Genomic DNA, 11,957 nt, shown 5'->3' on the forward strand with positions numbered 1-11,957 from the left:
GGCGGGGACTGTGAAGGCGCAGGAGGTTCAGCCCGGGATCAGGGCGGGGAGAAGTCGTAGGCGCATTTCGGCCGGGCCGGCGCAACGCCCGTCCACATCTCGCCGGCCATGTCGGAGGTGTTGCTCATGACCTGCTGTAGCTTTCGCCAAGTGCTGCCGGCTGCCGGCTCTTTCCCCTGGCCATGACGATGATGGCGATGGAGATGACGTAGGGCAGCGCCAGCAGCAGCTGGTAGGGAACCGCCGCACCGATCGCCTGGCTGTGGGTCGCCACGGACTCCAGGAAGGAGAAGGCAAGCACGGCTGATGTCACCCGAAGCGGATGCCAGTTGCCGGCGATCAGCGCGACGACGACGAGCCAGCCACGGCCGGCGGAAAGCTCGGGAACGAAACGGTCAGAAAAGCCGAGCATCAGGAATGCGCCGCCAAGGCCGGTCAAGGCACTGCCGAAGATGGTCGCGGCATATTGCCGGGCCACGACGTTGAGCCCCATCGTGTCGAGTGCCGCCGGGTTCTCGCCCAGCGCCCGGAGTTCAAGCCCGGTCCTGGTACGGTACAGGAATGCCCAGACGACGGGCACCAGCGCGAAGGCGGCGTAGGTCAGAAGTCGCTGGTCGAACAGCACGGAGCCGATGACGGGGATATCCGAGAGATAGGGAAACGGCACGGTGCCGATGCTGTCGAAGGTCGGCTGCGCCTTGCCCTTCACGAAGCTGCGGAACCAGAACAGGGTGAGCCCGCTGGCGAGCAGGTTGATGCCCAGCCCGGTGATGAAATGATCGACCCGGAGCGTCACACTGAGGAAAGCGGTGATGGCCCCCAGCACCATGGCAGCTGAGATCGCCAATGCGAATGCGGTGAGGTGATCGCCGCTGACGGCGTAGGCGATGTAGGCGATGAAGGCACCGGTCAGCATGGTGCCCTCGACGCCGACGTTCCAGATGCCGGCGCGCTGGGTGACCAGCTCGCCCATGGCCGACAACAGCAGCGGCGTGGCGATGCGGATGGTCGCCGCGAGCAGGCTGACGAAGATGGCTTCCTGAAACAGTCCGCTCATTTGGCCGAGCTCCATGTGAGGCGGTAGCGGGCCAGTGCCGTGCCGCAAAGGACGAAGAGAAGGATGGTGCCCTGCATCGCCTGGATCAGGGAATCCGGGACGCCGCTCTGGATGCGCATGTCGACGGCGCCCGAGGACAGGCCGCCGAACAGGATGGCGACCGCCACGGTTCCGGCCGGCCGCAGGCCGCCGACCATGGCAACGATGATGCCGCCATAGCCGAGGCCGAAGAGATAGTCGGCCTTCAGCCGATGCTGGACGCCGAGCAGCTCCACGCCACCCGCAAGCCCGGCAAGCGCACCGGACAACAGCATGGTGACCAGCACGATGCGCGGCACATCCATGCCCATGAAGCGCAAGGCGGTCTGGTTGGCGCCGAGCGCCCGCATGTCATATCCCGATGACGTGCGTTCGAGCAGGAGATGGACGGCAATCGCAGCCAGAAGCGCAATCAGGATGCCGGCATGCAATGGCCCGGCCAGATGCGGCAGCCAGGCCGTCTGCGCCAGCAGCGGCGTCTGGTGGTAGGCGACCGTGGTGCCCGCTTCCGTCCATGGTCCGCCCGACAGCAGAAAGGACAGCAGATAGACGATGATGTAGTTCAGCATCACCGTCGAGAAAATCTCGTTGACCTCGTAGCGGTTGCGCAGAAGCGCTGCGATGCCGGACATCGTCGCGCCGCCGAGCATGGCGCCGGCAATCGCCAGCGGCCCGACGACAACAAGCGGCGCATCGGCCAGCGACGACGCGACCCAATAGGCCCCCATCGCGCCGGCATAGACCTGGCCTTCCTGGCCGATGCTCCAGATCCGGGCGCGGAAGACGACGACAGCGGCGAGCCCGGTGAGGATCAGCGGCGTGGCGGCGACGAGCGTGCGCAGCATGGCGCGCTGGCTGCCAAGGGCGCCGCGAAAAAGCGCCTCGAAGGCGGTCGTCACGTCGGCCGAGGACAGTTTCAGCAACATTGCGGTGGCGACGAAACCCGCCAGTATCGCCAGGCCATACGAAGCGCCCTGCCAGAGCAGGCTGGAACCATGGCGTTGTTCGAGCTTAATGTGCATGGGCGTCTCCTCCCGAAACTGCCTGGCCGGCCATCATCAGGCCGAGATGCTGCGGAGTGGTGCCTGAAGGGTCGACCACGCCGACGATCTTGCCGCGGTGGATCACGGCGATGCGGTCGCAGAGGGTCATCAGGTCGTCGAGCTCTTCCGAAGCCAGGAGGATGCCGAACCCCTCGGCCTTCTTGGCCAGAAGCTGGCGGTAGACATAGTCGATGACGCCGATGTCGAGGCCGCGCGTCGGCTGGTTGGCAAGCAGCAGCGACGTGCTGCGCTGCAGCTCGCGCGCCAGGATCACCTTCTGCGCATTGCCGCCGGACAGGCGGTCGACACGAGTGCCGCTGTCCCTCGCCGCGACGCGGTACTCGGACATGCTGTCGGCGGCAAAGGAACTGATCGCCTTGCGGTCGAGGAACGGCCCCTTGCGAAAGGCGCAGTCGTGGTGCCTGCCGAGCACGATGTTGTCGGCGATGGTGAAGCTGCCGATCAGCCCCTGCAGATAGCGGTCGTCAGGAATATGGCCGACACCGAGATCGATGACGTCCCTTGTCGATCCCGCAGTTACGTCCTTGCCGTCGATGCTGATGCGCCCGGCCTCGAGCGGACGCACCCTCATGATGGTCTCGAACAGCTCGCGCTGGCCGTTGCCGGCAACACCGGCGAGGCCGACGATCTCGTGCGCGCGCACGTGGATGCTCAATCCGTCGAGGACGCGGTGGCCGCGCTCGCCATTGACGTAGACGTCGCTCAGATCGAGCACGATCTCGCCCGGCGTCTCCCTGTTGTGGTCGTAGGACGGCGAAACCTTGCGTCCGACCATCAGCACCGAAAGTTCTTCAGGAGATGTCTCGGCGGTCTTGAGGGATGCGACCAGCTTGCCGGCGCGCAGGACGGTGACACGGTCCGAACGCATCACCTCGCGCAGCTTGTGGGAGATCAGCACGATCGCCATGCCGGCGTCGCGCATGCGCTCCAGTGCCGCCATCAGGCGGTCGGATTCCTGTGGCGTCAGAACCGCCGTCGGTTCGTCGAGGATCAGGACCCGCACGCCCAGGAACAGAACCTTGATGATCTCGACCCACTGCTGCAGGCCGACCGGCAGTTCCTCGACGATGGCGTCAGGAGAAAGCGCAACGCCGTAGTCGGCGCACAAAGCTGCCAGCCGCCGCCGCGCTGCCCTGGTGTCCAGGAACAGCCCCCGGCCGCCGGCACCAACCAGAATGTTTTCGATGACGCTCAGCCGTCCAACGAGCTTGAAATGCTGGTGGATCATGCCGATGCCGAGGCGCAGCGCTTCGGCCGGCGAACGCAGCCGCATCGGCCTGCCGTCGATGGCGAGCGCGCCGCTATCGGGCTGGACATAGCCGTAAAGGCAACCGGACAGCGTGGATTTGCCGGCGCCGTTCTCGCCGAACAGGCAATGGATCTCGCCGGCATGTATGTCGAGCGACACGTCGTCCAGCGCAACGACGTCGCCATATCTCTTGCTCAATCCGCTGGCCTGCAACGCAACAGTCATTTGCCTAGAACTCCTCCGGCGCATCAGTGCAGTTCGTCGCGCCCCGCCGGTCTCCTCACCGGCGGGGCGCCCCAGGTCCGCCTATTGCGAAACCGGCAGGGCGGTATCGAGCGGCACCTTGAAGATGCCGTCGCGAATGGATTTCTCGGTTTCGGCAACCTTCGCCTTCAGCTCGTCCGGGACCTTTTCGGCGAGCGCGTGGTAGGGCGCGAGCGCCACGCCGCCTTCGGCCACGGAAAACCAGCGCGGCTCTGCGTTGCCCTGGTACGGCTCGCCCTTGGTGGCGTGGTTCCACCACTCGTCGATGATCCAGTTGATGTCGGGGTCCCAGAGCGCGACCGCGCTGGTCACCACGTTGTCAGGGGCAAAGTAGTTCTCGTCGGCCTTGCTGCCGAAGCAGTAGATCTTGTTGAGCTTGCAGGCCTCGAAATTCCCGGTGAGCTGGAGGATGCCGTCGACGCCGGTTGCGACCTGAGCATTCGTGTATTCGGCTGCTTTGCCCGGGTCGTACCAGGACTCGACGAAGGCAACGCGCTGCTTGATGTCGGCACGCATCTGCCGGGCGCCAGCGAAGAAGGCGTTGATCTCGTCATTGATGTCGTCGCCGGGGAAGGTGCCGACCACGCCGAGCGAGCCCGACTTGCTCATGCCGCCGGCCAGCATGCCGCCGAGGTAAGATGCCTCGTGGACACGCTTGTAGATCCAGTACTGGTTGCCGCCCAGCGGCTGGTTGCCCGAGCCGACGACGGCAAAGGCCATGTCGGGGAACTCATCCTTGACCTTGGCGACCTGGTCCGAATAGGGCCCGTGGCCCCAGATGATCTGGTAGTCGCCCGACTCGGCATATATGCGCATCGCCTCGGCGGCATCGTCGTCGAACACCGGGTCGCCGACGGTCCATTCCACCTCCAGCCCGTGCGGCTTCTGCGCCTTCACCCGCTCCAGCGCGGCAATCAGGCTGCTCTGCCATGACGACTCGACGCCGCCGGTGAGCACCAGCGCAATCTTCACCTTTGTCGGCTCATCGGCGAAGGCCGAGCCGGCAGCGACAGCGCAGACGGCCGCGACTACCGCAATTGTTGCTTTGCGAAGCATCGACATTTCCAAGGTTCCTCCCTTTGTCGTTCGCGGACGGGCCCTTTCCGGGCTCCGGCCGCATTTTTTGCAGGCTCAGGCGGAGCGCTTCAGCGCGGTGAACGGTGTCGCGACCTGGCGGGTCGATACCAGCCCGAGCACGCGCCCGGTCTCGTCGGTCCATTCGGCCTGGATGTCGGTGCGCCCGACTTCGATCAGCTCGGCGCCCAGGCAGGCGAAGCCGATGATCGCCCCGACCGTCGGGCTCCAGGTGACGCTGGTGGCGCGGCCGACGACGCGTCCCTCGTGGACAAGCTTCATCGCCTGCCAGCGGACACGCGGGCACAGATTCGGCGAGGCGTTGGCGCGGCGATAGAGCGCGTAGATCTCGTCGGTGTCGAAGACCAGTCCGGTAAAGCCGTTGGCGGCGTGACCATTGGCCCCCTGCACTTCAAGCGCTGCCTTGCCGACGAAGTCGGCCTTGCCGAGATCGACGAGGCGTTCAAGCCCAAGCTCGCCTGGCGTGACCAGGTTCTCGCCGTCGAGAACGCCATGGGCGAACTGCAACTGTGGGCCTGCGCCGGTGTAGTCGGCGCGGATCAGGATGATGCCAGCCTCGACGCGGGCGATGTCGGCCGCGTACTCGCCAGCCGGAACGATGCCAAAATCCTGCCCGGCGCGGCGCACCGCGGCCCAGACGGCCGCGCCATCCTGCCGGTTCAGCCAGATCTCGTAGCCGAGTTCGCCGGTGAAACCCTGTCTGACCACCTCGACCTCGGCACCGCCGATGATGGCCTTGCGGATCCTGGAGAAACGGAACTTTTCCCAGCTCTCGCTCGTCGCCTTCTCAAGCGTCAAAGTCGAGTTTGGTCCCTGCAACGACAAGATGCCGATCTCGTCGGTCACGTCGCGGATGGTAACGTCGAAGCCCTCGGCGTGACGCTCGCACCATTCCACCGCCGAGTCGCCCGACAGGCGGTAAACGTTCTCGGCGATGCGCAGCACCAGCCCGTCGGAAACGACATGGCCGCTTTCGGCGCATAGCGGCGTGTAGATGGCATGGCCGATCTCCATGCTGGCGATGGACCGTGTGATCAGGCGATCGAGCAAGGCAGCGGCGCCCGGACCGGCAATCTCGGCCTTGGGCAGCGGCGACATGTCGATCATTGCACCGGTGGTGCGGATCGCCCGGATCTCGTCTTCGACGTCGCTGAACATGTCGGGCACGAGGTAGCGGTCCCATGCGTACCACCAGCGTGTCGCATTGTTCGCACTCGAATGGCTGTGAAACGGGGTACCCTTGAATTCCATGGTGGCTCCTGCCCTCTGCTGTCCGTTCATTAGCCGGACGATATGAAAGGGTGGGCGGAGCGTGAATGACTTTGGGACCTAGAAACATGTCTGCGTGTCAGATATTCTTCGACCCGCGGCACTGACTGGCAGCGATACCCAAACCGGGAGGCTTGCATGAGTTCGATCGTCTTCGCCGGAGGGCACACCTTCTCGTTCGGCGAGGCCGCCTACGAAAACGGCGGCTTCTTCGGCCCGATGAAACTTGCCTATCTGCAGATTCTCGCGGTGTTCGAGGGACAGGCGAAAGTCGGCAGCGATGAAGGCGACTTCGAGGTCAATGCCGGCGAAGCGGCGCTGATCCTCAATCGCACGCCGATTTCCTTCCTCTATCCACGCGACAGGCACACACGCGTCGCCTGGTGCGAAACTGCGCCGTCGGCGGTCTCGAGCCTGATCATGAAATCCTGGCGCAGCGGACCCGACATCGTGCCGCTCGACAACCGCATCCACCAGCTGATGCTGCTCGGCGTGGAACTTGGGGGATCATCGCGCAGCGGCGTCAACGAGGTACGCAACGCCATCGGCCAGGCGCTCTGCAGCTCATTCACCCTGGCCGTACAGGACAAGGAGAACCTCGGCGCCCTGCCCGATGTCGTGCAGCGCGCCAGGGCTTTCGTCGACGCCAATTTCAAGAACCAGATCACCGTGACCGACGTCGCCGAAGCGGCCATCGTCAGCCGCCAGCACCTGACCTTGCTGTTCGTCAGGCATATGGGCCTGACCCCTGCCCGCTACATCTGGCACGTCCGGGCCTCGCAAGGCGCTGCCATGCTGATGAACAGCGGCACGCCCATCGCTCGCATCGCCTATGAATGCGGCTACCAGGACCCGTTCCATTTCTCGCGCCACATCCGCAAGGCCTTTGGCCAAACGCCGCGCGAACTCAGAAGCGGCAAGGGCTTCCGCATGTCCTCGATCGACGCCGAGGAGCTTGAAAGCACGACGTTCTAGTCAATCATGCCGCGCGGCCACTGTGCGGTTCGGCGATCTCACTCATCTTACATCTGGATATGTCTTCATGCCTTCGCGGCATGTCACAGGCATGCACGCTGTCATAGTGTATAAAAGCCGCGCCTAACAAGCCCAGACAACAAGTGGCGTCCCGGATCCGCCCTGCACATCCCCAGCCATGTCGCGGGGGTCGAACCCTTCGTTCGTGTTGCATCAGGCGAGGACAGGAGGTGCGGCGCCGGCAGCGATTGCCGGCCCGACAACCAAACGAGGGGACCTGGAATGCGATTGAACAGACTTGCGCCCGCGCTTGCCGGCGCCACCCTTCTGGCTGCCTGCGGCACGTCTGCCGCGCTGGCCACTGAGGCCGAAAGCGTTGAATATGTTCGCGTCTGCGACGTCTACGGCACCGGCTTCTACTACATCCCCGGCACCGAAACCTGCCTCAGGGTCGGCGGCTATCTCAGACTCGAAACCGGCTTCGGCCCGCTGTTCGGCGTCGATGTCGATAGCGACGGCGACCGTGACACCTATTACACGCTAGCCCGCTTCCAGTTGCAGACCGACGCCAGGGCCGAGACCGAATTCGGCACTTTCCGCACCTATTCCTACATCAACTTCCAGCACAAGCGCGACGCCGCGGAGGCGGTGCAGAGCGCTGAAATCGAAATGGCGATGATCGAGCTCGGCGGCTTCTTCGCTGGCGTAAACGACTCGCTGTTCATCACCCAGACCTACTATGCCGGCGGCGTATCCAACGACGCCATCGTCGGCTACGGCCCGTTCACCACCACCATGCTCGGCTACAAATGGGCCGGCTCCAACGGGCTGTCGCTGGCGCTTGCGCTCGAAGGCGGCTGGAACGGCGACGTCATCGACAGCTACATGCCGCGCGTCGTGCTCGGTGGCGGCTACGCCAAGGACTGGGGCGGCGTCACGGCGGTTGTGGGATACGATTCCGTCGCCGAGGAATGGGCCGGCAAGCTCAGGCTCGACGTGACAGTCAACGACAGCATCTCGCTCTGGGCGATGGCCGGCGCCAAGACCGACGACAGCGCCCCCTACTCCCAGTTCTACGGCGTCTGGGGCGGGCGCTGGGCCGTCTGGGGCGGCGGCGCTGCCAAGCTCGGCGACAAGGCGACCTTCAACCTGCAGCTCGGCTATGACGCGCAGGAGAATTTCGCCGCCGTGGCCAACATCGCCTGGAAGGTCGTCGACGGCCTGACCGTCTCGCCCGAGATCGGCTACTACGACAATTTCGACATGACTGACGCCGACGCCATCGGCGGCTTCGTCCGCATGCAGGCGGATTTCTGACGGCAGCATCCTCCCTTGCTGTCCGTCACGGCGTCCGGTTCCTGCACCGGACGCCGTTTTCGTTCAGTCCCTGGAGAGCGGTCTGCCGGCCTTGCTGACGGATATGCCAGGCTCAAGACGTTGCGTCTCTCCTGTCGCCGCAGCTTGAAGCTGCCGGTCCGCTGCCGGCCTGCAGGCAAATACTAAGGCATCTACCTTATTTTCCTTGACCGGCGTTTTCGGTTCGATTACTAAGGCAGATGCCTTACCATTCCACACCACTCGACCTCGCCTTTCACGCGCTCAGCGACCCGACCCGCCGCGCGGTGGTGTCGCGGCTGGCTGCCGGCGAAGTGGCGGTCAGCGCACTGGCCGAACCTTTCGACATGGCGCTGCCCTCCTTCGCCCAGCATCTCAAGGTGCTGGAGGAGTGCGGGCTGATCGTCAGCGAAAAGCGCGGGCGCAGCCGCTGGTGCCGGCTGGTGCCACAGCGCTTCGACGAGGCGGCGGACTGGATGGAAGCGGAGCGCCGGCGCTGGGCCGAGCGCCTGGATCGGCTGGAAACGTATCTGGACAAGACGGAAGGATGATGAAGAGCATGGAAAAGCTGTTTGAGACCTGGTCGCTCGACCGCGAAATCGTGCTGGTCAAGCTGCTCAACCACCCGCGCGAAAAGGTCTTTGCCGCCTGGATGGACCCCAAGGCGCTGGCGCAATGGTACGGGCCGGCCGGCCTCGCCATCGAGAGCCACGAAGCCGATATCCGCGAGGGCGGGGTCTGGCACTTCGACATGGTCGGCGTCTTCGAGGGCAAGCAGCAACGCTTCCCCAACCTGATGCGATTTCTGGAAATCGTGCCGAACGAGCGCATCGTGATGGATTATGGCACGCCCGCTTCAGAGGATCCCGACCGTTTCCGCGTCACCGTGACCTTCGACGAGCAGGGCGACGGCAAGACGGTGCTGACCATGCGCCAGCTCCACCCCAGCGCCAAGCGGCGTCAGGAGGTCATCGGCTTCGGCGCGGTCGAATACGGGCTGCAGACGCTGGACGGCCTCGCCGCCTGGCTGGACCGCTAGGCCTTTGGCGGCGCAGTGCATCTATCGACGACGGTGGATGCGGGGATGAGCCCCGCCTCGTCATTCGTGTGTTGCGATCACCTCGAGGAAGGCCGGGCCATAGCGGTCGAGCTTGGCTTCGCCGACACCCGGCACGCTGGCCATCTCAGCGCGTGAGGCCGGCCTGGCTGCGGCCAGCTCGATCAACGTCTTGTCATGGAAGATGACATAGGGCGGCACGTTCTGGGCCCGCGCGATCTCGGTGCGCTTCCGCCTGAGCGCCTGGAACAGGTCCTGGTCCGCATCGCTGACGGCAGCCTGGGCCGCACCGCGCGCGACCTTGCCGCGCCTGGCGCGCACTGGAGCCGGCACGCGCAGCATCAGCGTTGGCTTGTCGCGCAGGAATTCGCGGCCGGCTGATGCAATCGACAGGCCGCTATGGCCGGAAAGGTCGACGTCGACGAGGCGCAGCGCAATCAGCTGGCGCAGGATCGCCCGCCAGGTGCGGTTGTCATGTTCGGTGCCGATGCCGAAGGTGGAAATCCTGTCATGGCCGAACTGGGCGATGCGCTCGTTGTCGACGCCCAGAAGCACGTCGACGACATAGGCCTGCCCGAAACGCTCGCCGGTGCGGTAGATGCATGACAGCGCCTTTTGCGCCGAAATGGCGCCGTCGAACAATTTCGGCGGCTCGGCACAGGTGTCGCAATTGCCGCACGGTTCGCACTCGTCGCCGAAATAGGACAGCAAAACCTGCCGCCGGCAGCTTGCCGTCTCGGCCAGGCCCAATAGCGCATCGAGCTTCTGCCGCTCCATGCGCTTGCGCTGGTCGGGTGCATCAGACTCCTCGATGAAGCGGCTGCGCAGCGCGATATCGTCATAGCCATAGAGCATCAGCGTGTCGGACGGCAGGCCGTCGCGGCCGGCGCGACCGGTCTCCTGATAATAGGCCTCGATGCTGCCGGGCAGGTCGATATGGGCGACGAAGCGCACATCCGGCTTGTCGATGCCCATGCCGAAGGCAACGGTGGCGACCATGATCACCGCCTCGCCATGCTGGAAGCGCATCTGGTTGGCTTCGCGCGCCGCCTTGTCCATGCCGGCGTGATAGGCCAGCGCATCATAGCCGAGGCCCTTGAGCCAGGCGGCGGTTTCTTCGGTCCGGCGTTTCGACAGGCAATAGACGATGCCGCTCTCGCCCTCGTAGCGCTTGAGGAACTCCTTGAGCTGGGCGCGCGGATTGTCCTTTTCCTCGATGGCGTAGCGGATGTTGGGCCGGTCGAAACCGGCGATGAAGGCGTCAGCCGCGTCGATTTCGAGATGCGACAGGATTTCCGCGCGCGTCGGCTCGTCGGCGGTGGCGGTCAATGCCATGCGCGGGGTGCCGGCTAAGCGCGAGACAATCGCGTCGAGCTGGCGATAAGAGGGACGGAAGTCGTGCCCCCACTGCGACAGGCAGTGCGCCTCGTCGATGGCGATCAGCGACAGCTTCACGCTCTCCAGCAGTTCCAGCACATCAGGCCGCAGCAAGGTTTCAGGCGAGACATAAAGCAGGTCGAGCGCACCGGAACGGATATCCCGCCACAGCGCGCGGCGGTCGTCGGGCGACAGGTCGGAGTTCAGCCCGGCCGCCCGCACGCCTGCCTGCCTGAGCGCTGTCACCTGGTCGGCCATCAGCGCCAGCAGCGGCGACACGACGAGCCCCATGCCGGGACGGACGATCGCGGGAATCTGGTAGCAGAGCGACTTGCCGCCGCCGGTCGGCATCAGCACGAAGGCATTGTTGCCGGCGATGACATGCTCGACGATCCGCGCCTGCGGTCCCCTGAACGCATCATAGCCGTAGACGGTCTTGAGGATGTCGAGAGCGGTGGCGGTCATCGGGCAGCACGGAGAATCATCTTGACCTCGTTCATAGCAGCTTCGCCGCCCTGACGATCATCGCTGCGCCTTTTTGTCGGTCTGCCTGTTGGTGGTGTCCTCAACCTGTCCATCTGTACCGCAGGGCAAGCCGCCACCCCAGGCACCGGCCTTTTCTCCCGGTTCCCATTCCTTCCTGGAATACCGTTAGTCCCAGTCGCTATGCGTGATGCACCCTCGATGCTGATAGCGTGTCCCCACTCTCAACCGATCGACCCAACTGATCGACCCAAACTGATCGACAAAGTCCGATGCCATCGCTTCACAAACTGATCGTCCTGAAGAGGATCTTCGCCGAATTGCTCGGCGCGTGCATGCGCGAACGGTATCACCCGGAACGGCACTATATGCGCGGCCCCGGCCCCGCCACGCTGAGCAAGGCGATGTCCGCCGACATGCGGCTTCGAGGTGGTCCGCGACAAGCCGAGCAGGCCTAGCAGCCTTAAATAGCGGGCTTCCAGCCGAACCCCGAGCAGCCATTTCATGAGAAGTATCGCGGGTGGGCATTTATCTCCCGATTGCTGAGATGTCGGTCAATGTGTTCGTGCTCCTGGCGATGGGTGCGGCGGTCGGCTTTCTGTCTGGTATGTTCGGGGTCGGCGGCGGTTTCCTGATCACGCCGCTTCTGATCTTCTACAACATCCCGCCTGCCATCGCTGTCGCCACCGGCGC

Annotated in this window: 12 protein-coding genes; 6 read left to right on the top strand and 6 right to left on the bottom strand. The window is 64.6% G+C overall.

What is annotated here, in order from left to right; genetic code table 11:
• Positions 1-124: 124 nt before the first annotated feature.
• The 5 genes from HNQ95_RS26155 to HNQ95_RS26175 all read right to left on the bottom strand — a co-directional run bounded on the left by HNQ95_RS26155 (position 125) and on the right by HNQ95_RS26175 (position 6,019).
• Positions 125-1,057, bottom strand: a complete 933-nt coding sequence (locus HNQ95_RS26155; protein ID WP_182575596.1) for an ABC transporter permease — start codon at positions 1,055-1,057, stop codon at positions 125-127.
• A complete protein-coding gene (locus tag HNQ95_RS26160; RefSeq protein WP_067963092.1) occupies positions 1,054-2,118 on the bottom strand; it encodes an ABC transporter permease in 1,065 nt (354 codons plus the stop codon). Before HNQ95_RS26160 ends, HNQ95_RS26155 begins: the two co-directional genes overlap by 4 nt.
• Entirely contained in the window at positions 2,108-3,634 is a 1,527-nt protein-coding gene (locus HNQ95_RS26165; protein WP_067963094.1) for an ABC transporter ATP-binding protein, read from the bottom strand. Before HNQ95_RS26165 ends, HNQ95_RS26160 begins: the two co-directional genes overlap by 11 nt.
• An 81-nt stretch (positions 3,635-3,715) precedes the next feature.
• Positions 3,716-4,729, bottom strand: coding sequence for a BMP family lipoprotein (locus HNQ95_RS26170; protein ID WP_246340978.1), 1,014 nt, complete (start codon positions 4,727-4,729; stop codon positions 3,716-3,718).
• 75 nt (positions 4,730-4,804) lie between these two features.
• Positions 4,805-6,019 (bottom strand): aminomethyl transferase family protein, encoded by a 1,215-nt coding sequence (locus tag HNQ95_RS26175; protein WP_182575595.1) that lies wholly within the window; start codon positions 6,017-6,019, stop codon positions 4,805-4,807.
• A 156-nt stretch (positions 6,020-6,175) separates the two neighbouring features.
• Here HNQ95_RS26175 and HNQ95_RS26180 point away from each other — a divergent pair, with 156 nt between their 5' ends.
• The 4 genes from HNQ95_RS26180 to HNQ95_RS26195 all read left to right on the top strand — a co-directional run bounded on the left by HNQ95_RS26180 (position 6,176) and on the right by HNQ95_RS26195 (position 9,386).
• Positions 6,176-7,012, top strand: coding sequence for a helix-turn-helix transcriptional regulator (locus tag HNQ95_RS26180; RefSeq protein WP_182575594.1), 837 nt, complete (start codon positions 6,176-6,178; stop codon positions 7,010-7,012).
• A 282-nt stretch (positions 7,013-7,294) separates the two neighbouring features.
• Positions 7,295-8,329: a porin gene (locus HNQ95_RS26185; RefSeq protein WP_182575593.1), complete on the top strand. Its 1,035-nt coding sequence runs from the start codon at positions 7,295-7,297 to the stop codon at positions 8,327-8,329.
• A gap of 239 nt (positions 8,330-8,568) precedes the next feature.
• Positions 8,569-8,898 carry an ArsR/SmtB family transcription factor gene (locus tag HNQ95_RS26190; protein WP_067963108.1) on the top strand — a complete coding sequence of 110 codons (330 nt, stop codon included), beginning with the start codon at positions 8,569-8,571 and terminating at the stop codon, positions 8,896-8,898.
• Complete coding sequence (locus HNQ95_RS26195; RefSeq protein WP_182575621.1) at positions 8,898-9,386, top strand: SRPBCC family protein; 489 nt, start codon at positions 8,898-8,900, stop codon at positions 9,384-9,386. The genes HNQ95_RS26190 and HNQ95_RS26195 overlap by 1 nt, the downstream gene beginning before the upstream one ends.
• A gap of 60 nt (positions 9,387-9,446) precedes the next feature.
• Here HNQ95_RS26195 and recQ read toward each other — a convergent pair whose 3' ends face one another.
• Positions 9,447-11,246, bottom strand: coding sequence for a DNA helicase RecQ (gene recQ, locus HNQ95_RS26200; protein ID WP_182575592.1), 1,800 nt, complete (start codon positions 11,244-11,246; stop codon positions 9,447-9,449).
• 290 nt (positions 11,247-11,536) lie between these two features.
• Here recQ and HNQ95_RS26205 point away from each other — a divergent pair, with 290 nt between their 5' ends.
• Positions 11,537-11,722, top strand: coding sequence for a hypothetical protein (locus HNQ95_RS26205; RefSeq protein ID WP_067963113.1), 186 nt, complete (start codon positions 11,537-11,539; stop codon positions 11,720-11,722).
• 62 nt (positions 11,723-11,784) lie between these two features.
• Positions 11,785-11,957: TSUP family transporter (locus tag HNQ95_RS26210; protein WP_182575590.1), on the top strand; the 173-nt coding region annotated here is incomplete at its 3' end.

This window comes from Aminobacter ciceronei (genome assembly GCF_014138625.1).
GTDB classification, from domain to species: domain Bacteria; phylum Pseudomonadota; class Alphaproteobacteria; order Rhizobiales; family Rhizobiaceae; genus Aminobacter; species Aminobacter ciceronei.

Bases quoted from the DNA above. Each gene is read 5' to 3' on its own strand.
- HNQ95_RS26155 (WP_182575596.1), bottom strand. From the start codon at position 1,057: ATGAGCGGACTGTTTCAGGAAGCCATCTTCGTCAGCCTGCTCGCGGCG.
- HNQ95_RS26195 (WP_182575621.1), top strand. From the start codon at position 8,898: ATGAAGAGCATGGAAAAGCTGTTTGAGACCTGGTCGCTCGACCGCGAA.
- HNQ95_RS26160 (WP_067963092.1), bottom strand. From the start codon at position 2,118: ATGCACATTAAGCTCGAACAACGCCATGGTTCCAGCCTGCTCTGGCAG.
- HNQ95_RS26185 (WP_182575593.1), top strand. From the start codon at position 7,295: ATGCGATTGAACAGACTTGCGCCCGCGCTTGCCGGCGCCACCCTTCTG.
- HNQ95_RS26205 (WP_067963113.1), top strand. From the start codon at position 11,537: ATGCCATCGCTTCACAAACTGATCGTCCTGAAGAGGATCTTCGCCGAA.
- recQ (WP_182575592.1), bottom strand. From the start codon at position 11,246: ATGACCGCCACCGCTCTCGACATCCTCAAGACCGTCTACGGCTATGAT.
- HNQ95_RS26190 (WP_067963108.1), top strand. From the start codon at position 8,569: ATGCCTTACCATTCCACACCACTCGACCTCGCCTTTCACGCGCTCAGC.
- HNQ95_RS26175 (WP_182575595.1), bottom strand. From the start codon at position 6,019: ATGGAATTCAAGGGTACCCCGTTTCACAGCCATTCGAGTGCGAACAAT.
- HNQ95_RS26180 (WP_182575594.1), top strand. From the start codon at position 6,176: ATGAGTTCGATCGTCTTCGCCGGAGGGCACACCTTCTCGTTCGGCGAG.
- HNQ95_RS26165 (WP_067963094.1), bottom strand. From the start codon at position 3,634: ATGACTGTTGCGTTGCAGGCCAGCGGATTGAGCAAGAGATATGGCGAC.
- HNQ95_RS26170 (WP_246340978.1), bottom strand. From the start codon at position 4,729: ATGCTTCGCAAAGCAACAATTGCGGTAGTCGCGGCCGTCTGCGCTGTC.